General features: G+C 65.8%; 18 protein-coding genes. 2 read left to right on the forward strand and 16 right to left on the reverse strand.

The features are described from left to right. Nucleotides 1-18: 18 nt before the first annotated feature. The 6 genes from GTK09_RS23430 to GTK09_RS23455 all read right to left on the reverse strand — a co-directional run bounded on the left by GTK09_RS23430 (nucleotide 19) and on the right by GTK09_RS23455 (nucleotide 6,805). Nucleotides 19-894 carry an ABC transporter permease gene (locus GTK09_RS23430; protein WP_163465833.1) on the reverse strand — a complete coding sequence of 292 codons (876 nt, stop codon included), beginning with the start codon at nucleotides 892-894 and terminating at the stop codon, nucleotides 19-21. Beyond that, on the reverse strand, nucleotides 891-1,841 hold the full coding sequence (locus GTK09_RS23435) for an ABC transporter permease (protein ID WP_163465834.1): 951 nt from the start codon (nucleotides 1,839-1,841) through the stop codon (nucleotides 891-893). Before GTK09_RS23435 ends, GTK09_RS23430 begins: the two co-directional genes overlap by 4 nt. Nucleotides 1,842-1,844: 3 nt before the next feature. Then, the gene (locus tag GTK09_RS23440; RefSeq protein ID WP_163465835.1) at nucleotides 1,845-2,873 is read right to left on the reverse strand and encodes an ABC transporter ATP-binding protein; all 1,029 of its coding nucleotides are present in this window, start codon (nucleotides 2,871-2,873) and stop codon (nucleotides 1,845-1,847) included. Beyond that, entirely contained in the window at nucleotides 2,870-3,934 is a 1,065-nt protein-coding gene (locus tag GTK09_RS23445; RefSeq protein ID WP_163465836.1) for an ABC transporter ATP-binding protein, read from the reverse strand. Before GTK09_RS23445 ends, GTK09_RS23440 begins: the two co-directional genes overlap by 4 nt. A gap of 4 nt (nucleotides 3,935-3,938) precedes the next feature. Then, nucleotides 3,939-5,111: a mandelate racemase/muconate lactonizing enzyme family protein gene (locus tag GTK09_RS23450; RefSeq protein ID WP_163465837.1), complete on the reverse strand. Its 1,173-nt coding sequence runs from the start codon at nucleotides 5,109-5,111 to the stop codon at nucleotides 3,939-3,941. Between the two features lie 116 nt (nucleotides 5,112-5,227). Beyond that, nucleotides 5,228-6,805: an ABC transporter substrate-binding protein gene (locus GTK09_RS23455; RefSeq protein ID WP_163465838.1), complete on the reverse strand. Its 1,578-nt coding sequence runs from the start codon at nucleotides 6,803-6,805 to the stop codon at nucleotides 5,228-5,230. A gap of 162 nt (nucleotides 6,806-6,967) precedes the next feature. Between GTK09_RS23455 and GTK09_RS23460 the strand changes: the two genes are divergently transcribed. Continuing rightward, nucleotides 6,968-7,666: a GntR family transcriptional regulator gene (locus GTK09_RS23460; RefSeq protein WP_312869949.1), complete on the forward strand. Its 699-nt coding sequence runs from the start codon at nucleotides 6,968-6,970 to the stop codon at nucleotides 7,664-7,666. Nucleotides 7,667-8,874: 1,208 nt separating this feature from the next. Here the strand turns inward: GTK09_RS23460 and GTK09_RS23465 are convergent. Continuing rightward, on the reverse strand, nucleotides 8,875-9,300 hold the full coding sequence (locus tag GTK09_RS23465) for a response regulator (RefSeq protein ID WP_163465840.1): 426 nt from the start codon (nucleotides 9,298-9,300) through the stop codon (nucleotides 8,875-8,877). Nucleotides 9,301-9,534: 234 nt separating this feature from the next. Here GTK09_RS23465 and GTK09_RS23470 point away from each other — a divergent pair, with 234 nt between their 5' ends. Beyond that, nucleotides 9,535-11,262 carry a PAS domain S-box protein gene (locus tag GTK09_RS23470; protein ID WP_163465841.1) on the forward strand — a complete coding sequence of 576 codons (1,728 nt, stop codon included), beginning with the start codon at nucleotides 9,535-9,537 and terminating at the stop codon, nucleotides 11,260-11,262. Here the strand turns inward: GTK09_RS23470 and GTK09_RS23475 are convergent. The 9 genes from GTK09_RS23475 to GTK09_RS23515 form a co-directional block, all read right to left on the reverse strand. Next, complete coding sequence (locus GTK09_RS23475) at nucleotides 11,163-11,816, reverse strand: HAD family hydrolase (RefSeq protein WP_163465842.1); 654 nt, start codon at nucleotides 11,814-11,816, stop codon at nucleotides 11,163-11,165. The two genes, GTK09_RS23470 and GTK09_RS23475, sit on opposite strands and share 100 nt — an antisense overlap. Then, a complete protein-coding gene (locus GTK09_RS23480; protein WP_163465843.1) occupies nucleotides 11,813-14,173 on the reverse strand; it encodes an aldehyde dehydrogenase family protein in 2,361 nt (786 codons plus the stop codon). The genes GTK09_RS23475 and GTK09_RS23480 overlap by 4 nt, the downstream gene beginning before the upstream one ends. Before the next feature lie 12 nt (nucleotides 14,174-14,185). Beyond that, nucleotides 14,186-15,196, reverse strand: coding sequence for a deoxyribose-phosphate aldolase (gene deoC, locus GTK09_RS23485; protein WP_376768047.1), 1,011 nt, complete (start codon nucleotides 15,194-15,196; stop codon nucleotides 14,186-14,188). Then, nucleotides 15,186-16,169 carry a sugar-binding transcriptional regulator gene (locus GTK09_RS23490; RefSeq protein ID WP_163465844.1) on the reverse strand — a complete coding sequence of 328 codons (984 nt, stop codon included), beginning with the start codon at nucleotides 16,167-16,169 and terminating at the stop codon, nucleotides 15,186-15,188. Before GTK09_RS23490 ends, deoC begins: the two co-directional genes overlap by 11 nt. After that, a complete protein-coding gene (locus GTK09_RS23495) occupies nucleotides 16,166-17,689 on the reverse strand; it encodes an FGGY-family carbohydrate kinase (RefSeq protein WP_163465845.1) in 1,524 nt (507 codons plus the stop codon). The genes GTK09_RS23490 and GTK09_RS23495 overlap by 4 nt, the downstream gene beginning before the upstream one ends. A gap of 31 nt (nucleotides 17,690-17,720) precedes the next feature. Then, nucleotides 17,721-18,740, reverse strand: a complete 1,020-nt coding sequence (locus tag GTK09_RS23500) for a galactitol-1-phosphate 5-dehydrogenase (RefSeq protein WP_163465846.1) — start codon at nucleotides 18,738-18,740, stop codon at nucleotides 17,721-17,723. A gap of 111 nt (nucleotides 18,741-18,851) precedes the next feature. Beyond that, a complete protein-coding gene (locus GTK09_RS23505; protein WP_163465847.1) occupies nucleotides 18,852-20,402 on the reverse strand; it encodes a xylulokinase in 1,551 nt (516 codons plus the stop codon). A gap of 182 nt (nucleotides 20,403-20,584) precedes the next feature. After that, nucleotides 20,585-22,162, reverse strand: a complete 1,578-nt coding sequence (locus GTK09_RS23510) for an alcohol dehydrogenase catalytic domain-containing protein (protein ID WP_163465848.1) — start codon at nucleotides 22,160-22,162, stop codon at nucleotides 20,585-20,587. After that, complete coding sequence (locus tag GTK09_RS23515) at nucleotides 22,149-23,060, reverse strand: MurR/RpiR family transcriptional regulator (protein WP_163465849.1); 912 nt, start codon at nucleotides 23,058-23,060, stop codon at nucleotides 22,149-22,151. Before GTK09_RS23515 ends, GTK09_RS23510 begins: the two co-directional genes overlap by 14 nt. Nucleotides 23,061-23,138 lie beyond the last annotated feature (78 nt).

Raw genomic sequence — 23,138 nt, forward strand, 5'->3', positions numbered from 1 at the left:
GTGATAGGTGAGTGACGGTCAGCCGCGAGGGCGACGGGTCGGATCGAGCTTCGAGCGGAGGGCTTCGCCGAGGCCGTTGAAGGCGAGGGAGGTCAGAAGGATCGCGATGCCGGGCACGTACATCTGCTCCGGGGCGATCTCCATGTAGCTGTAGCCGCGCGCCAGCATCTGGCCCCAGCTCGGATGGGGTGGCTGGACACCAAGGCCGAGGAAGCTGAGGCTGGCTTCAGCCAGAAGCGCGACGGCCAGCATCAGGGTGACCTGGACGATGATTGGCTGGATGGCGTTCGGCAGGATGTGGCGGATGATGATGCGCGGAACCGACATGCCGAAGGTGCGCGCGGCGTCGACGTAGAGTTCGTTCTTGACGACGATCGTCTGGATGCGGATCAGCCGGGCGATGTTGGGCGAAAAGACGATCCCCACGGAAATCATGGCGTTGGTCAGCCCGATGCCCAAGGCGCCCGTGACCGCGACGGCGAGGATGATGCCGGGAAAGGACAGCAGCGTGTCGATCATCCGGCTCACGACCGCGTCGACCCAGCCGCCGAGATATCCGGCGAGGACGCCGACGGGCAAGCCAAGGACGAGCCCGACGCCGACCGCGAGAAAACTCGCATAGAGCGACATCGGGGCGCCGTAGACGACGCGCGAGAAGACGTCGCGGCCGAGGTCGTCGGTGCCGAGCGGGTGCGCGGCGTCGGGCGGCATGAGGATGTCCATGCTCTGCTCGATGGGCGAGAACGGCGTCAGCAGCGGCGCGAAGATCGAGACGATCACCAGCATTGCCAGATAGCCAAGGCAGATGGTCACCCTGAGGTCGGAAAAAATCCAGCCGATCATCCGGCCGGCAAGGCCTTGGCGAGAGGGTGGTGTTGCGATGAAGTCGGTCATTTCTTGGCCGCCCGTGGATCGAGCATGACGTAAAGCAGATCGATGATCAGGTTCATCGTGATCACGATCAGCACCAGGACGAAGACGATGCCCTGAACCATCGGAAAGTCCTTGCTGACCGCCGATGAGACGATCATCGAGCCGGCGCCGGGAATGGCGAAGACGGCTTCGGTCGCGACGGTGGCGCCGAGCGTGTGGTTGAAGACCAGACCGATGACCGTCAGCAGCGTCAGGGAAACGTTTCGCAAGCCGTGCTTCCACAGGATGGAGGCCCGCGACAGCCCCTTCGCCCGCAGCGTCCTCGCATATTGGGACGACAGGACCTCGATCATCGCGCTGCGCAATTGCCGGGTGATTTCGGCGATGCCGGCGGTGGCGAGAGTCAGCGCCGGCAAAGCCGCATGATGCAGGGCGCCCCAGAAGTCCTGGGTGATCGGAACGGCGCCCGTGGTCGGGAACCAGCCGAGGCCGAGGGACAGCGTGGCGACGAAGATCATCCCCAGCCAGAAATTCGGCACCGCCACGCCGAGCGACGCGATGCTGGTCGCGGCCCTGTCCAGCGCCGTCTCGGACTTGGTGGCGGCGAGGATGCCGAGCGGCACGCCGACGACGATCGAGATCAGGAGGGCGAGCACGGCGAGCAGAAGCGTATTGGGAAGGCGCCGCAACACCTCGTCGAGCACCGGCAGGCCGGTGATGAGCGAGTCCGACAGATCTCCCTGGAAGGCCCCTCCGAGCCACGTCGCATATTGCAGCCAGACGGGGCGGTCGAGACCGAGTTCCTGGCGGATGGCCGCGATGTTGTCGGCCGTGGCGTATTCTCCGGCGATGACGGCCGCAGGGTCGCCCGGCACCATCTGCACCAGCGCGAAAATCGCCACGGTGGCCATGAGGACGACCGGCACGACCTGCAACAGCCGCCAGCCGATCAGACGTATCATCCGCATGGATCAGGCCTCCACTTCCTGCGGTTGGAGATCTCGGCGGAACGTCTCGGCGTAATGACAGGCCGCGCGGTGGCCAGGCGCCAGTTCACGCAGCGGCGGCGCTTCGGCGGCGCATCGCTCGGTGGCGTAGCGACACCGGGTGCGGAAGCGACAACCGGACGGCGGCTTGACCGGGCTCGGCAGTTCGCCTTCGAGCACGATCCGGCGGTCGGATCGCATGTGGCTGGGGAGCGCCACGGGTTCGGCCGAGAGCAGCGCTTCCGTGTAGGGATGCCGATAGCCATCGGCGAGAACCTCGGCGGGAGCGATCTCGACGATCTGGCCGAGATACATCACCGCGACCGTGTCGGCGATGTGCTCGACGACGCCGATGTCGTGGGAGATGAAGAAATAGGTGAGGCCGAATTCCGTCTGCAGGTCGGCCAGGAGGTTGAGGATGTCGGCCTGGATGGAAACGTCCAGCGCGGCGATGGCTTCGTCGCAGACGATCAACGAGGGCTGCAGCGTCAACACCCGGGCGATGCAGGCCCGCTGCTTCTGGCCGCCGGACAGCTGATGCGGATAACGATCGGCGAAACCGCCGTCGAGCCCGACGCGTTCGAGCATCTCCATGGCGATGGCGTCACGTTCCCGGCGGGGCTTTTCGGCGAGGACGTCGAGCGGTTCGCGCACGGATTTCAGGATGGTCATGCGCGGATCGAGGGCGGCGGAGGGATCCTGAAAGATGATCTGGTACTGGCGCCGATGCAGGCGAAGGGCCTTCGATTTCAACCCGTAAGGGTCGATCTCGCCGTGCAGGACACGACCCGTCGTCGGCTTTTCCAGGCAGACGATCGACCGGCCCAACGTCGATTTGCCCGAGCCCGACTCGCCGATCAGACCGAATGTCTCGCCCTGCGTGACGGCAAGGCTCACCGCGTCGACGGCCGTCAGGAACCTCTTCTGGCCGAGGGGAAAGCGCACGGTGACGTCGTCGACCGTCACGACGGGTCGCGTCGCAGCTGCCGGTGGCAGGGTCGCGTCGATGATCATTGCGTCACTCCCGGCAGGTCCAGTTCCTCGTGCCGGCAGCACCGGACATGCGCCCCGGTGGGAAGGGTATGGATCGGTTGCGGGACGCGGCATCGCGGGCGGGCGTGGGCGCAGCGGCTCTCGAAACGGCAACCGTGGGGAAATTCGCCGGCCTTCGGCACGCGGCCGGGGATCGACGGGAGGCGGGACTTGCGCGGCGAGAAGGTCGGCAGGGAACGAAGCAGACCGGAGGTGTAAGGGTGGCGTGGCTCGACCAGGACGTCGTCGATCGCGCCGCTCTCGACGACTTCGCCGGCATACATCGTGACAAGGCGGTCGCAGGCCTGCGAGACGAGGCCGAGGTCGTGGCTGATGAAGAGGATGGCCATCCCCATGCGCTGGTTGAGGTCTGCCAACACGTCCATGATCTGGGCCTGGACGGTGACGTCCAGCGCCGTCGTCGGTTCGTCTGCAATCAACAATGCAGGCTCGCAACTGATCGCCATGGCGATCATTGCCCTTTGGCGCATGCCGCCGGAGAGCTCGTGCGGGTAGGCCTCGTAGCGCACCGATGGATCGGGAATTCCGACCTTGGCCAATGCGTCTATGGCCCGCTCACGCGCTTCCTTGCGGTTGATGCGGAAATGGGCGCGCAGCGTCTCGCTGATCTGCTCGCCGATGGTGAAAACCGGGTCCAGGGCGCTCATCGGCTCCTGGAAGATCATGCCGATGTGCCGCCCGCGCTTGCTTCGCCACTGGCGCTCGGACAGGCGCAGCAGGTTCTCGCCACGAAACAGCACCTCGCCGTCGAAGTGGCTTCCGCTCAGCGGCAGCAGGCCCATCAGGGCGAGGCCGGTGACGGTCTTGCCGCAGCCGCTTTCGCCGACGAGCCCGACGCACTGGCCCTTTTCGACCGCGAAGGAAATGTCGCGCGTCACGGCAGTGCGCGAGGCTGCGCGCCCGAAGGAGATGCCGAGGCCGCGAATGTCGAGCAACGGTTCCGCCGGACCGGCTACGGCCCGGTCCCTCACCGCGCCGAGCCGCGCGGCCTCCGGCCCCGGCTTACTGGCTTGGCTGAGCATCTCTTCACCTCGTGACGGGGTGCCGCGCAACGGCCTTCTCGTCGACGTCCGTTCCCCAGCCCGGCCGGTCGGGAACGACGAAGGCGCCGTTCTCGATCACCGGTGCGTCGGTCACGAATTCGCCCTTCCAGGGCACGTCCTCGATGTCCATTTCCATGATCCGGAAATTCGGCGTCACCGCTGCGAAGTGCGCGCTGATGTGGTCGGCGAGGTGGCCGTAGAAATTGTGCGGCGCGACGTTCACTTCGTATGTCTCTGCGGCGGCGGCAATCTTGGTGCTTTCCAGGAAGCCGTTCCAGATCACGTCGACGATCGCGACGTCCATGGAATAGGCTTCGAGGAAGGGCCGATAGCTGCGTCGGCCGTAGAGCGACTCGCCCGTGGCGATCGGCAGGTTCGCTTCGCGGCGCACGAGCGCCACCGATTTCGGATCGTAGCAGTCCAATTCCAGCCAGGTCAGGCGGTGATCGCGAAGGGCGCGGGCGAGCTGCAGGTAGCCCTCAGTGCGGAAATGGAAGTTGGCGTCGAGCATGATGTCCATGTCCGGGCCCGCGCCGTGGCGCAGGGCGGTGAGCTGCCGGTCGAGCGTCTCGAGAACCTTCGGCTGCGGTATGAGTCCCGGAAAGCCGGATGTCCCGAAACCGGGGCGGAAGGCGGACAGCTGCCCGTCCTCCATCATCATGATGTTCGTCTTCAGTCCCGAGAAGCCGGCCCGCGCCACTTCGGCACCGATCTCGTGAAAATCGTCGATCGTCCGGAGAGGCGGCTTTCCCAGAGCGTCCGCATACCGCACGCGATAACTGCCGCAATGGGACCAGTAGACCGGCAGCCTGTCACGCACCATGCCGCCGAAAAGCGCGTGGACGGGGACGCCGAGTTCCTTGGCCTTTATATCCAGCAGCGCATTGCAGATGGCGGCGACGGCATGCTGGTTGATGCCCGACCAGGCCGGCACGACGGTGGTGTAAAGGACGGCCATGATCCACTCGACCCGTCGCGGATCGAGGCCGATGATCTTCTCGCCGAGGGCCAGGATGGTGGCCGACAGCCCCGCCGTCCCGACGCTTTCGCTGAACTCGGACCAACCGACGATGCCGTCCGCCGTCTCGATCTTGAGGAAGGACGTCACGCGCCATCCGGCATCTGCATGCAGAACGGACACTCGTTGGATTCTCATGGGAAGACATCCTCGGGACGATGGAATGAGACGTGCCGGCTCGCGCCGAAGGAAGGCGCCCCGTGCGGGGGGCGCCGTACCGTTGGCGAGAGGACGGAAAAATTGACCGCGCGGGGTCAGTTCTTCAGGTGGAGGCGGTTGAATTTCGGCTTGCCCAAGAGGTTGGGCTCGTAGCCACCGACCTTTGGGCTGTAGACCTCGATGCCCGGGACGAATGCCACTTCGCTTGAGAGCGCATGCTCCAGCGCGGCCTTCTCCATGCGCGCGAACGCGGGCTTGCGCTCTTCCTGGGTCTGGCCGACCAGCGCATCCGCCATCGCCTCGGCAAGCTCCGGAGGCGGAGGGACGTGACCGGCGTTGTTGGCGCCGTCCTCGCCGTAGACGAACAGGAACCCCTGCACCGGGTCGGGGCGGCCCGTCCATAGCACCATCATCATGTCGCCCTGACCTTCGACCATGAACCTTTGGTACATTTCGGCACTGGAGGCGGAGATCAGGCGGCAATTGATGCCGACTTGGCGGAGCTGTTCCATGATGACTTCGCTGCGCTGCTGCGAGGCCTGGTCGGAGTAGCTGAAGAACTCCAGATCCAGCCCATCGGCATGACCTGCCTCCGCCAGGAGTTTTCGCGCCTTTTCCTGATCGAGCGTGTAGAACTCGTTCAGCCCCTCGTCATGGGCCCAATAGTCGGGTGGCAGCATGGTCTGTGCAACCGTGCCCAGGTTCATCAGGGCTGCCTGGTTGAAGGCCTGCCGGTCGATCGCATAGTTGATCGCCTGGCGGACGCGGACGTCGTCGAGCGGCGCTTTCCCGTAGTTGAAGACCAGATGGTAGACGGCGACCGTCGGAGCGCTGCTGACGACCACGCGGTCGCCGACGCGATCGGCAACCAATTTCTGCTGCGGGTTGAGACGGTAGGCGAAATGGTTCTCGCCGGCGATCACCGAGCGCAGGCCCGTGTTGAGGTCGGTGATCACCTGATAGGTGAGGCCGTCGAGATAGGGGATCTCCTCGTCCCAATAGTCGTCGAACCGAACGAGATCGATCACCGCGCCGTCGTCCCAGCGCTTGAAACGAAACGCCCCGGTGCCGACCGGATTTCGGTCGCCACCCTCGAAGGCCGCGGGCGAAGCCATCATGCCCGGTCGATCGGCGAGGATCAGGGGCAGGGCTGTGTTCGGCTGTGACGTGTTCAGCGCTACTTTGTGGGGCCCCAGGACTTCGACGCTCTTCAGGGACTGCAGGTCACCCTTGGCCGAGGATCGCGGATGGGTCAGGGCGCGCTCGAGATTGGCCTTGACGGCCTCGGCGTCGAAATCGCTCCCATCGTGAAACTTGACGCCTTCACGCAGCGTGAAGACGAGCCTGGTCGGGGTTTCGAATTCCCATGCCGTCGCCAGTCCGGGGCGGGGCTGCAGCGTGTCAGGCTCGAAATCGACCAGCGTGTCGTAGATGGAATAGAGGACCATGTGATCCGAGCCGGCACCGCTGGTGACCGGGTCGAGGCTGGTCGGATTGAAGGGTGCGGCTAGGCGAAGGACACCGCCTTTGGTCGCTCCGTCCTGCGCCACGGCGCGTGATGCGATGGTGTTGGGCAGCAACGCCATTGCCGTGCCCGCACCCATCATTTTCAAAAGCTGCCGTCGGCGAAGGTCAGCCGAGACACTGCCTTGCTGGTCGTTTCCATGCGACATGAAGATCCTCCCATTTCGCGTCAGCCACATTCATCAGACGTCCTCCGTGGCGACTTCAATATTATATATAATATCGACAGAATGGCAACAGGGCCGTTCCGTGGTAATGTCCGGCCAAAGAGGACGCAGAGGGTGCGCAATGACAGTTCGTAGGGTGATCCCGTGAGGCGTGCAGCCAATCTCGAGACAGTCTCGGGGCGTCTGGTCCAGGCGATGCGGCAGGACATCGTTTCAGGCGCCCTGGCGCCCGGCGCGCGGCTCCGGGTGGATCAGCTCAGCAAGCGCTACGGCGCGAGTCACATTCCAGTGCGCGAGGCTCTGCTCCAGTTGGTCGGGGAAAGGCTTGCCGTCATCGAGCCGCACAAGGGGGCGGTGCTGCGCGCCGTGACCCCAAAATTCGTCGCCGATATCCACGACACTCGCACGGCGATAGAGAGCCTGCTGGCGCGTCGGGCAGCGGAGAACATCACGGACGCGCAGTGCGACGAACTTCGAAATTACCAGCTCGCCTACGAAGCCGCAGCCTCTACCCGCGATTTCCAGCTGATGTCGAACGCAAACATGGAGTTCCACAGCTATCTTGCCATGGTCGCGGACAACGAAGAAGCCGCCCATCTGCTCGACCAGGGCTGGGATCTGGTCATCAGCCTGCGCAAACGCTTCGGCATCGGCGACGACCGCGTCAGCGAGATCATCGCGCAGCACCATCAGATCGTGGTGGCGGTCACCGCCCGCGACACTTCAGCGGCCATCGAGGCGACGCGCCTTCACTGCGAGTCGGCGAGAGACGATCTCCTGACACAGATGCAACGCGCGGAGGCAGATTCGAAGCCGCCGCCGGCCTTGCTCGATGTTGAATGAGCGATTGCCTTGAGGGAAAACATTAGGGCCCGACAAATTGAGATCGGTTTATCGACCCTCTCTATCGTTCTGTCTTGTATCATTCTTTTCGAAGTTCAGCACCCACTCGAGGTCATGCTCTCGCAGGGCGCGTTTCCGAATTCTCCGCCAAAACCGGGCGGCGTCGGGCGCTCAAAAATCGAGTGGCGCTGGCCCGGATCCGCGTGTCGAGGTGGCCCAGCGGGTCCGCAAGTGTGAACGGGCGCCGGGTCCAACGCCGATCGGGCGGAGGCAAGCTCGTAAGCGTCTGAGATGGCAGCGGAGCGTACTATGAACCGGGGTCATAGCGTCGCGTCGAACCACACGGGCAGCGGGAAACTTTGCCTCGGGGCTCGTCGCGGTCAAGAAAGGAGCATGCTGAAGAGTGGCGGATGAGATTCACTTGGGGCATCGCAGATGCGGTCCTAGAGTAATTAAAGGGTCCGATAACATCGGCTTATCGGACCCTTGTGGATGGGTGGATAAACTGCGGGTCAGAAAAGCGAACGATAATGAGATTGCGTTCTTTTCATCCGAGCGCCGGCGGCTCTTCGCCCGATCCTGCCGGCAGCTCTGCGCCCATTGCGGATGTTCCTTCCTTCTCTCGCGCTGATCGATAGCTGACACCCGCCCGCAAATAAAAGGTTGGCATGCACACCCTCAATGTGATTGGGGGGACGAGCGTAATCCACGGCTCCGGTCAGAATTGAAAAATAGTGTTGCAAAAAGTACTGCATCCAGCGACGTTGCCGTATGCTGACGTGTCGCGTGGCGGGATCCGCGAATTAGAGGCCTAAAGCAATGGAAGGGGCCTTTTCTCTTCGGTCATCTAAACCGATGTTGTCGCTGACTGCCATTCTGGGGTGACGTCCTTCATAGACGGCGCAGGCAACTGATCGGTTATCCATCGACCCGCCGCCTCCAGATCCTCGAAAGGGTCTACGCCCAGGACGGTTCGGCCGCCGAACAACGCTTCGAGATGCCACCTTCCGCGCAACGGCCCGTGAACCTCGTCGTCCAAGCGGACGAAGATCGCCACCAGTTGGCCTCGAACCAACGCAAGAGCTCCGCAGTGGTCGGCACCGCCTGCGTTGACGGCGATCCGAGATTCAGTGGTGCGTTGTTGCAGCCTCTCTCGAGCTGCGCACGGCAACGGTTCACAAAATCCCATATCCATGCACCGGCGCCCCTTACGCAGATCTGAGGTTCAACGCATCGATAGCCGTGGCCTTGGCAATGCCAAGTGCCAAACTACCGATGTCGAAAGGCTTGGCGATTCGCGCGACGTCGTGAAACATCCGGGCCTCATTGTTCAGGCTCCCGGACACGAACAAGACGGGAACCCACCGCTCGAAGCGAATCCGCCTGATCGCCGTGACGCCGTCACCTCGCGCAAGCTGAATATCGGATGTGATGAGGTCCGGCTGGTGCAACGTCGCCAGCTCGACGGCCCTATCCTCTGTGGACGCGGTGCCACAGACCCTGAATCCTAGATCCTCCAGGTAGTCGATGAGGAGCATCCCGATCAAAGGATCGTCTTCGATCACCAAGACCGAGTGGCGCGAAGCCACTCCCGAGATCGATGTGCGAAGATGTTTTGCAAGAGCTTGCGCCATCCGGTCCCATCTCTCCGTGCCTGGTTCCAGCCAAACCTGGAGTTTCAGTCTAACACTTGGAAGAGATGGACGAAATTGCGGATAGTGCGTACGTACAACTACCTATTGGCGGTTCCCAGATGATCAAACGCACGGGTATTTGAAGTTAGCAAGGGCGTGCTCCGAACGCCAAGTCCTCGTTTCCTCTGGTTGAAACAGGCCTAGCCGGCAGCTCCTCCGCTCCCACGTCTCTTTATGGACGCCGGTTTGCCGGCGGGAGGACAAGGGCAAATGGTTGCTCAAGGTTTGGCGAAGGGGTTTTCAGAGGCGCCCCCCCCACTCATCGAAGCGCGTTTCGCTTGCGGGGGCGGTTCAACCGTGAGTCTTGCCGTTCGAATGTCGATCGCCATGGTGTTACTGGTGATGTTGACCGCTGCGGCCGTCGGCACATTGATCTATCAGCGCGCAGTCGCAGGGTCTTTGCCACTCGCCATGGCGAACCTTCGTTCGCACGCTGGGCTTCTCGCTGCGGATCTGTCCGATTACGTCGCCTCGGCGCGTGCCGACGTTCTCGTCCTTCGCAACATGCCCGGAACGGAAAGCGCCGCGCGATTGGCAGCCGGCTTGCCGATACGTCCCGACACCCGCCCCTTGCCGCAGTTGCAGGATCAGCTCGCTGCCGAGTTCGATGCCATGCTGCGCGCAAAGCCGTACTATCTGCAGCTTCGTCTCGTCGGCGCCGACACGGAGGGACGCGAGATCCTGCGGACGGATCGATCCGGCCCAAACGGATCGATCCGCAGAGTTCGCGGCCCGGATCTGCAGGCAAAAGGCGACCGACCTTATGTTTCGGAGAGCGCCCGGCTTCTGTCCTGCGAAATCTACGTGTCGCCCCTCAACTACAACAGGGAATACGGCGAACTGGAGATCCCGCGCGTGCCGAGCGTTCGCGTCGCCACGCCCGTCTATGGAGAGACATCGCAGGCTCTCGGCATTGTCGTCATTAATCTCGACATGCGCCCGATTCTGAAGACGCTTCCGGTAAACAGCCTTGCCGGCGGAACCCTCCTGCTGGTCGACGAGGTGGTCAACTATCTGATCAATCCGGAGGATCCGGAAAGCCAGTTCGCGTTCGAGAGCGGCGCCCCCGTGCGCGTCCAGGATCGCTGGCCCTCCCTCGGGGAGATGACCGCAACCGATGAAGCGGCCGTTCGCCAGATCGAGGCTCCCGATGGAAGGCGCTACGGCGCTGCAGCCTGGCCGGTCGAACTCGGCGGCTTTCGGCGGGTGACGATGCTGGAAGTCGTGCCCATTGAGGTCCTTCTGGCGGAAACGCGAGGCATTGCCGGGTCCAGTCTGTTGGTGGGAGGTCTTGCCGCGCTCCTCGCGGCTGCCCTGGCCGTCGCCATCAGCGTGTCTTTCGCTAGACCCATCCGGGCAATGACGAAGGCTGTGGGCTCGGCCACGTCCGCGAAAGTCGGTCGGCTTCCCGTCGACGCGCCCGGAGAAGTCGGGGCGCTGGCGCGGGCGCTTGTTCGCTTCATGGAACGCGAGGCGCTTCTCGGAGCCATCGTCGGATCCTCCGTCGATGCGATCCTGACGAAGACCCTCGATGGAACCATCACATCTTGGAATCCCGCCGCGGAGCAATTGTACGGCTACGGCGCCGAGGAGGCCGTCGGCAGGAAGCTGGATTTCATTATCCCGCGGGACCGGCTCCACGAATTTGAAGACATCATGTCTCGCCTGAAAAAGGGCGAGCAGATTAGAACGTTCCGCACGACTCGTCTGCACAAGTCGGGAAGGATCCTCGACGTGTCGCTGTCGATTTCGCCCGTCAGAAACCCTCTCGGGGATTGCGTTGTCCTGGAGCGCAAGAGCCCTTACGGCCTTTGCAGCGACACCATGTCGGAAAGGTCGCACATGTTCGTGACTATCTCCACAGCACCCGCGGCGAGCAACGCCGCCGCATGGCCTGAATAGCTGTGGAGGCCGCCGGTGAAGCCGATCACTCTCATGCCCGCGGCAAGCCCAGCATGTACTCCGGCGACGCTATCTTCGACGACAAGGCACCGCTCGGCCGGAACTCCGCACTCGCGGGCGGCATGGAGAAACACGTCGGGCGCTGGTTTGCCGTGCGCCACCTGGCTGGCCGAGAACACCGCCGGATCGAAAATCTCCAGCAGACCGCAGCGGGCGAGCGCCTTGCGCAGCTTGGGCAGGGCCGAGGAGGAGGCGACCGCCTTTCGCCCGGGGATCAGCGCCAGCGCTTCGGCGACCCCGGCGACGGGCTGCAGATCGGTCTCGATCCGTTCGAGCAGAAGCGCATCGGCCTTCTCCAGCAGCCCGTCCGGCCAGGGCACGCCGCGCTCTTCGGCGATGGCGGCCCAGATCTCCGCCTTCGGCCGGCCGATATAGCCACGGATCAGCGCGGCGGCGGTGATCGGATAGCCCGCCGCGCTCATCAGTTCGGCATCGATGTCGTTCGACAGGATCTCGCTGTCGACCAGCACGCCGTCGCAGTCGAAGATGATCATTCGCCGTATGGGACCCAGATGTTCTTCACCTGGGTGGCTCGGCTGAGGAAGCTCCGCCCCTGACCCTCGGACGAGGTCCAGTCGCGCGCCGCCCCGTCTTCGGTCCAGGTCTGCTTGAGATTGCCCGAGGAAGCCTCCTCGACCATGCGGCCGCCGGCGGCCGTGCCGAAGTACCAGACGGCATCGACGTCGTCATGCTCGGCCAGCGTCCTGGCGAGGACGTCCCGCTCGCCGGTGACGATGTTGACGACGCCGCCCGGCACGTCCGAGGTGTCGAGCACCTGATAGAGATCGGTCGCGGCCAGCGGATGGGTCTGCGAGGGCACCGCGACGACGCGGTTGCCCATGGCGATCGCCGGCAGGACCAGCGAGACGAAGCCGAGCAGCGGCAGGGCCGTCGGGCAGGCGATGCCGAGGACTCCCAGGGGCTCGTGCATTGCCAGCGTCACATGGGCGCTCTTGGTCTGGTGGACGGCACCGTCGAACTTGTCGGCCTGGGCGGCATACCAGAAGATCCGCCGGATCGCCGTCGCCACCTCGGCTTTCGCGGCATCGCCGCCCTGGCCGAAGCTCTTCAGCCGGTCCTCGAACTCGGCGGCGCGGGCCGAAAGGTTCTCGGCGAGATAATACAGCACCTGTGCCCGGTTGTGCCCGGTCTGGGCGCCCCAGCCGCCGGCCTTGTGGGCGGCCTCGACGGCATTGCGGACGTCCTTGCGGTTGCCGAGGCCGGCGAGACCGACCGCCCCCTTGGCGCCGGAAACGCCATAGGAATAGCCGCTGTCCGGTCGCGCCTGCTTGCCGCCGACATAGAGCTTGGCTGTGCGATCGATGGCACTTGCCGCCATCTCGGCGACCGGCGTCGCCGACAGCGTGCCGGGCTTCTCTTCCGGCCGCTTCGCCTTCGGAGCGGGATGGGCGAGATAGGCTCCCATGCCCTCGCGCCCGCCCTCGCGGCCGAAGCCGCTCTCACGGTAGCCGCCGAAGCCGGCGCCGGCATCGAAGAGATTGGCGCAGTTGATCCAGACGACGCCGGCCTTGACCTTGGCGGCGACGTCGATGGCGAGGTTGATGTTTTCCGACCAGATGGAGGCGGCGAGGCCGTAGCGGGTGTTGTTGGCGAGCGCCACGCCGTCCTCCGGCGTGCGGAAGGACGTCAGCGTCACCACCGGGCCGAAGATCTCCTCCGAGGAGAGGATCGAGGCGGGCTCGACCTCGGTTGCCAGCGTCGGCGGATAGAAGCAGCCGGCGGGCGCCTCGCCCTGATGGATGGTCACGCCTTCCGCCCGGCCCTGCTCGACGAGGGAGCGAATGCGCTCGAGCTGCACGGGATGGACGATCGCGCCGACGTCGGTCGATTTCTCCAGCGGGTCGCCGATGACGAGGGTCTGCATGCGGCGACGCAGCAGCTCCTCGAAGCGCTTGGCCGCGGCTTCCGCGACGAGGATGCGCGAGCCGGCGCAGCAGACCTGGCCCTGGTTGAACCAGATCGAATCGACGACCCCTTCCACCGCCGCGTCGAGATCGGCGTCGGCAAAGACGATGAAGGGCGACTTGCCGCCGAGCTCCAGCGTCAGCCCCTTGCCTGTGCCGGCCGTCTGGCGGCGGATGAGGCGGCCGACCTCGGTCGAGCCGGTAAAGGCGACCTTGTCGATGCCGGGATGGCCGGTGATCGCAGCGCCGGTCTCGCCGTCGCCGGTGACGATGTTGAAGACGCCTTTCGGCAGGCCGATTTCACGGACGATCTCGGCAAGCGCAAGGGCTGTGAGCGGGGTATATTCGGCTGGCTTCAGCACCACCGTATTGCCGGCGGCGAGTGCCGGAGCGACCTTCCAGGCCAGCATCAAGAGCGGGAAGTTCCACGGGATCACCTGGCCGCAAACGCCGTGCGCCCGCGCGCCGGGAAACTCGTCGGCGAGGATCTCGGCCCAGCCGGCGTGATGGTAGAAATGGCGGACCACCAGCGGCACGTCGATGTCGCGGCTCTCGCGGATCGGCTTGCCGTTGTCGATGGTCTCCAGCACCGCCAGGAAACGGGCATGCTGCTGGATGTGGCGGGCAAGCGCGTAGAGGTACTTCGCCCGCTCATGGCCGGGAAGCGCCGCCCAGTCCTTTTGCGCGGAACGCGCGGCCTTGACCGCCGCATCGACGTCGGCGGCGGTTCCCTGGCTGACCTTGGCGATCACCTCCTCAGTCGCCGGGTTCATGACGTCGAAGGTCTCGCCGGGCGCGGTGAAGGCGCCGTCGATGAAGTGTCCGAAACCGGCCTCATGCTTCTTCAGCCAGTCGCGGACGACGCCGCTGTCTTCCGGGGCGGGACCGTAGCTCATCGTCTGCATGATGTCCGTGATCGTATCCATGTCCGTCTTCCCTCAGGCCAGCGCGTGCCGCGACGAGGCGGCGTAGCGACCGGTGACGTTGTGTTCCAGCTGGCGTTCGATGTCGCCGAGCATCGAGGAGGCGCCGAGCCTGAAGAGGGTCGGCTCAAGCCAGTCGCGGCCGAGTTCCTCCTTCATCAGGAACTGCCAGTTCAGGGCATCCTTGGCCGAGCGCATGCCGCCGGCGGGCTTGAAGCCGACGCTGTGGCCGGTGGCGTCGAGATAGTCGCGCAGGGCGCGGACCATGACGAGGCTGACGGGGATCGTCGCGTTGACGCCTTCCTTGCCGGTCGAGGTCTTGATGAAGTCCGCGCCGGCCTGCATTGCGATCATCGAGGCGGAATAGACGTTGCGCAGCGTCTGCAGATCGCCGGTTGCCAGGATCGCCTTCAGATGCGCCTCGCCGCAGGCCTCGCGCATCGCCGATACCTCGTCGTAAAGCGCCGACCAGTTGCCGTTGAGGACGTGCTCGCGGGTGATGACGATGTCGATCTCGGCGGCGCCTTCGGCGACGGCGTAGCGGATCTCTTCGAGCCGCAGCTTCAGCGGCATCAGGCCGGCGGGAAAGCCGGTGGCGACGGAGGCGACGGGAATGTCGGTGCCGCGTAGCGCCTTGACGGCATGGGGCACCATCGTCGGATAGACGCAGACGGCGCCGGTGGTCAGCGTCATGCCCGAGATGCCGAGGCCGTCCATGATGTGGGCGGCGAGCGGACGGCGGGCCTTGGCGCAGAGCCGGCGGACGCGCTCGGCGGTGTCGTCGCCGGCAAGCGTCGTCAGGTCGATGCAGCGGATGGCATTCAGCAGCCAGGCCGCCTGCCACTGCTTCTTGACCGAACGCCGCGCACCGAGCGAGGCGGCGCGCCGCTCGGCGGCGCTGCGGTTCACCGCGTGGCCTTCGAACATCTCCGGCGAAAGCTTCATGCCGGGATTGCGGGCGTGGTTCGAGGCGGCATGGGCGGTCGCTTCCGGTACCGTCACCGCGCGGAGGGATTCAACGGTCATGGGCGTGCTCCATTGCATAGGTTGCGGTTGCCTCGTCGGTGACGAGGATGTTGACGAGGCCGGCCTTGAGGGCGCCGAGCGTCACTTCGTGCTTGTCCTGGCCGGCGGCGATGCCGATCACCCGGTCGCGCTGGCGGAGATCTGCGACCGACAGGCCGATGGTGCGGGCGTCGAGTTCCGGATCGACGATCTCGCCCCGCCGGTTGATGAAGTGGCCGAGGACGTCGCCGACGGCACCGGCCCTGAGCAGGCCGGCCATTTCCGATTTCTGGATGTTGCCGGACCGCATGAGCACCGAATGCTCGCCGGCAACGCCGAGGGAGAAGGCGAGGACCTGCGCCGAGCGGGCGAGCTTCAGGACGTCTGCGACGATCCGGTCCTTCTCCAGCACCTCGCGGGTCAGCTTCTCGCCGACGATGGCCGGGACGGGCAGCGGGACCATCCGCCCCTTGCCCTTGCGGGCAAAGGTCTCGGCGACGTCGTTGTGGTGGGCGATGCCGGGAACCGGGGCGACGGTGCCGTTGATCTGGACGACGGCGACGCCGTCGGCCCAATCCGGCGGCAACCAGTGGGCGACGGCGCCCATCGTTCGGCCCCATGAGACGCCGATCACCTGCGGGCGCGGCTTGATCTGCGCCAGATACTGGCCCGCCGCCTGGGCGACGCCGTCGACGCCTTGGTCGATCGGACCGGGCACCACCACGGCGTCGCGCAGGCCGAAGGTCTCGGCAAGGCCCGTCTCGAGGTCGGGATGGCGCAGCGTGCGCGGGACGATCTCGATGCGGACCACGCCGAGGTCGCGCGCCTCCTGCAGGAGGCGGCTGACCTGCCAGCGGTTGAGCCCGGTCTCGGCGGCGATCTCCGTCAGGGTCTTGTCCTGCTGGTAGGTCATGCGCGCGATCTGCACCATCAGGTGCTCGCGGCTCTCGTCCGAGGGAAGGCGACTGGTGCTTCGCTCGATGTCCTCTTTCATTCCGCGGGCTCCTTCGACGGTCCGTCGGACAGGGCATGCAGGATGGGCGTCAGCGTGTCGACCGCCTCGCGATACTGGGCAAGAAGTCGGCGGTATTGCGCATGGCGGGCCGGGTCGGGCTCGGCGTGGCGGACGGGCGCGCGCAGCGCCGCGGCAGCCTGGGTGAGATCCGGCCAAAGGCCGAGACCGACGGCCGCCGCGAGGGCGTTGCCGTAGAGGGAAAGATTGTCGTCCTCGGCGATGCCGACCGGCTTGCCGATGGCGTCGATCGTTGCCTGCAGCCAGACCGGATTGCGCATGATGCCGCCGGCCATGACGATCCGGTCGACGGCAACGCCCTGGCGTTCGAGGTCGAACACCACGTTGGCCGCGCCGAGCGCCACGGCGGTGACGGCGGCGCGGTAGATGTGGGCCCGCGTGTGGGACAAGGACAGGCCGAGGAAGGCGCCGCGCAGCCGGGCATCGCGATAGGGCGTGCGGTTGCCCATCCAGAAGTCGAGGGCGAGGAGGCCGGTCATCTCCGGCTCGATCGCTTCGGCAGCCTGCAACAGGTCGGAAAGCGCGCCGTCCTCCATCCCGAAGATGTCCTGCGACAGCCATTTCAGGATGGAACCGGCCGAGACCTGCCCGCCCTCGATCATCCGGAGCCCTTGGGTCAGGGCGTTGGGGTAGGGCCCCCAGACGCCTTCGACGGGCATGCCGTCGTCCGGCACCTGGGTGAGGTGGACGTTGGAGGTGCCGCCGATGAACAGCATGGCGCCGGGCTCGACGCAGTCGGCGCCGAAGGTGCCCATATGGGCATCGATACCGCCCTGCACGACGATGGGCCTGCCACGCAGGCCCCATTGCGCAGCGACATCGGGATCCAGCGGCGCAATGACGCCGCCAATGTCGACGATGCGCTGGGGCAGCTTGTCCGCGAGTTCGGGAACCCCGAAGGCTTCGTAGAGATCTTGGCAGAAGGCGCGGACTCTACTGTCGTAGTTCCATTTGCAGGTGGCGTTCATCAGGGAGCCGGCCCACTCGCCGGTCAGGCGGAAATTGACGAAATCGAGCGCCTCGCAGACGACGTCGCTGCGGCTCCAGATCTCCGGCTGGTTGCGCGCCAGCCACATCGCCTTCGGGACCAGCCATTCAACGGCGTTCGACCCGCCAGCATAGGCGAGGACGGGATGTGTCACGCTGTGCGACGCCGCCGCCTCGGCAGAGGCCCGCGCGTCCATCCACAGGATCGCCGGGCCGACGGGCCTGCCCCGGCGATCGCAGACGACGACGGTGGAGGAGAAGGTGGCCGTGGTGATCGCCGCGATCTCGGGGTTGCCGGCTTCGGCGAGGACCTGCGGCACGACGGTGCCGAGCGCCCGCCACCAGTCCTCCGGATCCTGCTCGGCCCGGTTCGGCGGCAGATGGCGCGTCGGATAGGCCGCTTCGCCCTTGGCGACGATGCGCTTCTTCTCGACGTCGAAGACGCCGGCGCGCGCACCGTTGGTGCCGAGGTCGAGTGTCAGGACGGTGGTCATCCGGGCCTCCTCTCCCGAACGTCCGTCCGGCTCAAGGCCGGAACAGGACCTTCGAGAAGTGGATATCCCGGGCGTCGAAGCGGCGGAAGATCTCCGGCAGTTCCGACAGGTCGAGATCGTGGGAGATCATGAACTTCCACTTCAACTCGCCCGTTCCGAACTTCTCCAGCGTCGTCGTCCATTGCGGGCCGGGGAAGGGGGCGCCGAAGCTATTCCACGAGCCGTGCAGCGAGATTTCCTGGCGCAGGAAATACTGGAAGGTCTTGTTGTCGAGCTTCACGTCGGGCACGGGGATGCCGATGAAGGCGACGTGGGCGCCAGGGGCCCCGAGCATCACCGCGCCGTTGATCGTCGCGTCGATGCCGACGGCCTCGATGACGACATCCGCCTTCATCGTGTTGGCGGCGAGGTCCTTCGACAAGACCGTCGTCGTCGCGCCGGCCTCCCTCGCAAGCGCCAGCTTTTCCTCGGAGACGTCGACGGCGACGATCTCTGACGCGCCCATGATGCGCATCCACTGAATGGCGTAGAGGCCGATCGGGCCGCAGCCCATCACGCCGCCGATCTTGCCGACGGTCATGCCGCCGGCCTTCCAGATCGCATGCAACGCGATCGAGGCCGGATCGGTCATGGCGATGGCGCGCGGATCGACGTGCTGCGGGGCCTTCAGGAGGTTGCCGACGGGGATCGCGACATATTCGGCATAGGCGCCGTCGCGGCGGCTGCCGAAATAGTCGTAGTCCTTGCAGCGCGAGAAGTTGCCGGTCTTGCACTGGTTGCATTCATAGCAGGGGAGAAGCGGCGCCACAGCGACCAGCTCGTCCTTCTCCCAGCCTGTCACGCCGTCGCCGATCTCGGTGATGTGGCCGGAAAATTCGTGGCCGGTGATCAGCGGCATCTTCCAGGCGCCCTTGACCAGCATCCGCGGCAAGTCCGAGCCGCAGACGCCGACCGAGGCGACGCGGACGACGACCTCGCCCTTGCCGGCGACCGGCTTGTCCCGCTCTTCGAGGCGGATGTCCTTCGGGGCATGGAGAACGATGGCGCGCACGGTTTGCCTCCCTTGCAGATGTGATCGATCGTCACCGATGTGATAATCCGTCACGAATGGTGATGCAAGTGCATTTTCCCGGATGTGACGCAAAATCACATCCGTGATGATTCATGCGTCCGCCGACAGCCGGCGGTTCATCCGCTCAAACAGCGGCGACAGGGTCTCGAGCGCATCGATGTAGCTGTCGACGTAAGGCTCGTAGGCCGCGGTGATCTCAGGCCGGGCTTCGGCGACGACGCGGGTCTGGCCGGCAAAGCGCCGGGCGGTCTCGCGCAGATCGGGGAACAGGCCCACCGCATGGCCGGCGACGATGGCGGCCCCCAGCGTGCCGAATTCCTCGCGGTCCATGCAGCGATATTGAAGCCCGAGCGTGTCCGCCTTGATCTGGCGAAGCACGTCGGACCGCGCTCCGCCGCCGATATTGACGGCGAATTTCGGATCGTAGCCGGGCGCGATCTCGCGCACTGCCCGCAGATAGAGTGCGTACTCGTAGGCGATGCTCTCCATGATCGCGCGGACCATGTGCGGCTTCTCGTGCCGCCAGGTGAGGCCGAGAAAGGCGCCGCGCATGTCGGGATCGTTCGGCGTGTTGCGGCCGGAAAGGTGCGGCAGAAAGATCAGCTTTTCCGAGCCGGGCGCGATCGAACCTGCCGCCTTGGCGAGCTCGTCATAGGGATTGACGCCGAGGCCCTCCCATTCGGCCTTCTCGCGCGGCGAGAGCGTGTCGCGGAACCAGCGAAGATTCAGCCCGCCGCCGGCGACATAGGCCATCGGGAAATAGAGGCCCGGCACGACATGCGGGCAGGTCATTAGGCAGCGATAGGTGGTGTCGGTGCCGAAACGGTCGATCACGGTGGCAAAGACCGAGGCCGTGCCGGAGGTGTCGAAGACGACGCCGGGATCGACGAGACCACCGCCAAGGACGTTGGCACTCTGGTCGCCGCAGCCGGCGGCGATCGGCGTTCCGGCAGCGAGCCCCATCGCCTCCGTCCATTGGGGCAGGACGGAGCCGACGATCTGCCAGGGCTCGACGATCTTCGGCAGTTTCTCGGTGGTCAGGCCGAAGCGGGCGAGGAGTTCCTCGTTCCAGACGGCATGCTCGCTGCTGCCGAAGCCGGAGAAGACGAGGTAGGTCCGGTCCATGAAGGCGTCCTTGCCCTTCAGCCCGGCGAGCTTGCCGGCGACGTAGCCGGCCGGCTGGATGAAGCTGGCGATGCGATCCCAGGTTTCGGGATGATCGCGCCAGTAGAGGATCTTCGGGGCGTGGTTGAAGGCGAGCGCCATGCCGCAGGTGCGGATGATGTCGTCCTCGTGCGGGCGCAATTCGTCGAGCCAGGGGGCGCAGCGGGTGTCGAGCCAGCTGTCGTAATGGGTCACAGGCCGCCAGTCGGCGTCGACGGCCATGATGCCGGCCATCTGGCCGTCGAGCGCGATCGCCGCGATGCGGTCGGGCGCAAGGCCGGAACGGGCCATCGCCTCGCGGACGGTATTGACCACCGAGGTGAAGATTTCCTCGGGGTCCTGCTCGACCTCGCCGGCGCGCGGATAGCGCAGGATCGATTCCTCGAAGGCCTCCCCGACCAGGCGTCCGTCGCGATCGTAGATGCCCGTCTTGGTGCCGGTCGTGCCGATGTCGACGCCGATGACATGGTCCGTCATATGCCTGTTCCTCCCGTAATGTCCGACGAGCCGGCGGGTCCTCCACCGCCGATGGCTCGTCTCGCGCAATTCGTCGGCGCGCTAGAGCGGGATGAGATGAGCCCCGCTCATCGTCCCGCTCTATCTTCCTGTTTGCGCATGATCGTTTCCGAAAACCGGTTCCCACTTTTCGGGATCATGCTTTAGCCCGTCAGCCCCGCCTCTTTCGCCGCGTTCCAGCCTGGCGCCGGGGTCAGCGGCAGGTCGCGGCGCTGCGGGTAGATGACGATCTTGCCGGAGACGGTGCCATCGGCCACCGATTTCAGCGCCTGGGGCAGGGCATCGAGGCCCGCCACCGCCGCGATGTTGGCGGACAGATCGAGGGTGCCATTCTCCACCCGCGCCAGCACGTCGCGCATGTCGGCGACCGAGCAGCCGGTAGAGCCGGTCAGCCGCAGGCCGGTGAGGGCGACGGCGGCAAGGTCGATCTCCAGCCGCTGGCCGTAGGGAAAGCCCGCGAAGACCGCTAGCAGGCCATCCGGCGCGAGCCAGCCGGCCGCATCGGCGACGGCGGCCGGGTCCGGCGCGACCACGACCACGTCGTCGAGGCCATCAGGCGCGTATTCGGAAATCGCCTGCGCCAGCCCCTCGTTGCCGACGACCACGAGGTTTCGGCCGGCGGACCGGGCGAGGGGGGCGAAGTCGCGTTCGAGGTCCGACAGCCGCTGGCCCTTGCGCGACGAGGCGATGATCGTCTCCGGGCCGTCTTCGTGCTGCAGCAGCCGATGGACGTGGATCCGCCCCATCGCGCCGCCCGCGCCGTGAACGAGCGCCACTCCGCCGGGGCTGACGTCGAAGCGCTGCCGAGAAGGCGCGAAGGCGGTGGAAAGGTCGCGCTCCGTGGTGCCGAGGAAGCTCAGATGGTCGTAGTGGACGCGGGCCGGATCGAGCCTGACCTTGCCGGGCGAGGGCGAGCGGCGGCCCTGAAGCAGGAGGCCGCCCGTCGCCAGCATGTCGCCGAGGCGCGAGAGCTGCGCCACCGTGAGATCGCCGAGCGCGAGGATGTCGTCGAAAGGCCCATCTATATGGGCGAGATCATCCGCCCGGGTCGCCGGCCGGCCGTTCATGAAAGCAGGCGCCTCGCCGACGACCGTCACCGCGGACCAGTCCGGCAGTTCGGCGAGGTCGAAATCGGCATCGGGGCCGCTGACGATCAGCGCCGTGCCGCCGGCCTTCCACTCCTGCCGGGCATTGGGGCGCCAGGCGCGCTCGGCGCAGCCATAGGGCTCCAGCAATGCGATCGCCGCCGCAGACAGGTGTTCCGGCACGTCGAGCACGTAGTCCGCCAGCGCCTCCGGACCAAGGCGCAGATACTGAGCGAAGCCGCCGGGCAGATCCATGCCGATGATGCGCCGCTTGCCTGCCATTCGGATCGCCGGCTGCAGGCCGAGCCGCTGGCCGGGCCGGAAGCGCTCCGTTTGATTTGCGCCGACTGCGTGCACGCGCAGGCACACCTCGTGGCCGAGGATCGTGTCCACCGCTTCCGTCGTGCCGGAAAACAGTGGGTGGTTCGGCCCCATGCGCACCACCTTGATGTCGGAGGAGCAGATCGACACGGCCTCGACCCTGGCGATGACCTCGTCCGGCCGCGGACCGGCCATCGGCGCGTCTTCCGGCTCGGCCGTCATCAGCGCCTCGAAGGAGCCGCCGCGATGGGGCCAGTGGCGGTTGATCGTGCCGTCGGTCTTGCCGTTGGTCAGGCTGGCTTCAGTCGGTTTCATTCTGTCGCCTTGCATTGCGGCTCTGCTGGATGAACGGATCGCCGCGCCGGACGGCGGCGGCCGAAGCGTCGAAATCGTGGACCGCGGCCAGCGAGTAGAGGACGTCGATCGCCAGGAGCTGGCCGAACTTGCTGACCATGCTCTCGTAGATCGGCTCGTCTCCCGCCGGCATGTAGCCGGCCGGGGTGATCAGCGTGACGTCGGCCTGGCGGGCGAGCGGCGATTCGGCGAATGCGGTCAGCGCGATCGTCGCGGCGCCGGCCTGGCGGGCGGCGGTCAGCGCCATCACGGTCTGGTTGGTGCGGCCGGAATCGCTGATGGCGATGGCGAGCGCGCCCGGATGCATCGAACCGGCGATCAGGAGCTGGTTGTTGCGGTCACGGTGGAAGATCGCCGGCTTGCCGATCCGGGCGAAGCGCAAGAGCGCGTTCTCCGCGGCGAGCGCGGAAAGTCCGGCGGCGAAGAAGTAGAGGACGTTTGCCTTGCCGATCATCCGCGCGGCCCGTTCCAGCGCCTCCGGGTCGAGGGTCGACAGGCAGGCCCGCGCCACGTCCGCGTTGCGATGGGCGACCTTGGTGAGGATCGAGCCCGCCGTGTCGTTTCGGCCGATGTTCTCGTAGATCAGGCCCTCTTCCGGCGATTGCCCCCTTTGCGTGAAGCCGGCGCCGCCCTCCTCGGCGAGGCGCAGCTGGAAGGCGCGATAGTTCGGCAGGCCGATGCCGCGGACGAAGCGGCTGATCGAGGCTTCCGAGACATCGCAGGCGGCGGCGAGCTGCTTGATGTTCATGCCGCGGGTCTCGGGCCGGGCGAGGATGGCGTCGGCCACCTGCTGCAGCGTCGGCTTCAGGCTGCCGCGCAGGCTCTGGATGTGTTCGAGAATGCCGAGTGCGGCGCTCATCTGCCTGCCGATCGTCCTGCCGGTCGCGCTTTCGCGAAGTTGCGAGTTGGCCAAAAATTGCCACCACAGAAAGTTATT

The organism is Jiella pacifica (genome assembly GCF_010500815.1).
Classification (GTDB): Bacteria; Pseudomonadota; Alphaproteobacteria; order Rhizobiales; family Rhizobiaceae; genus Jiella; species Jiella pacifica.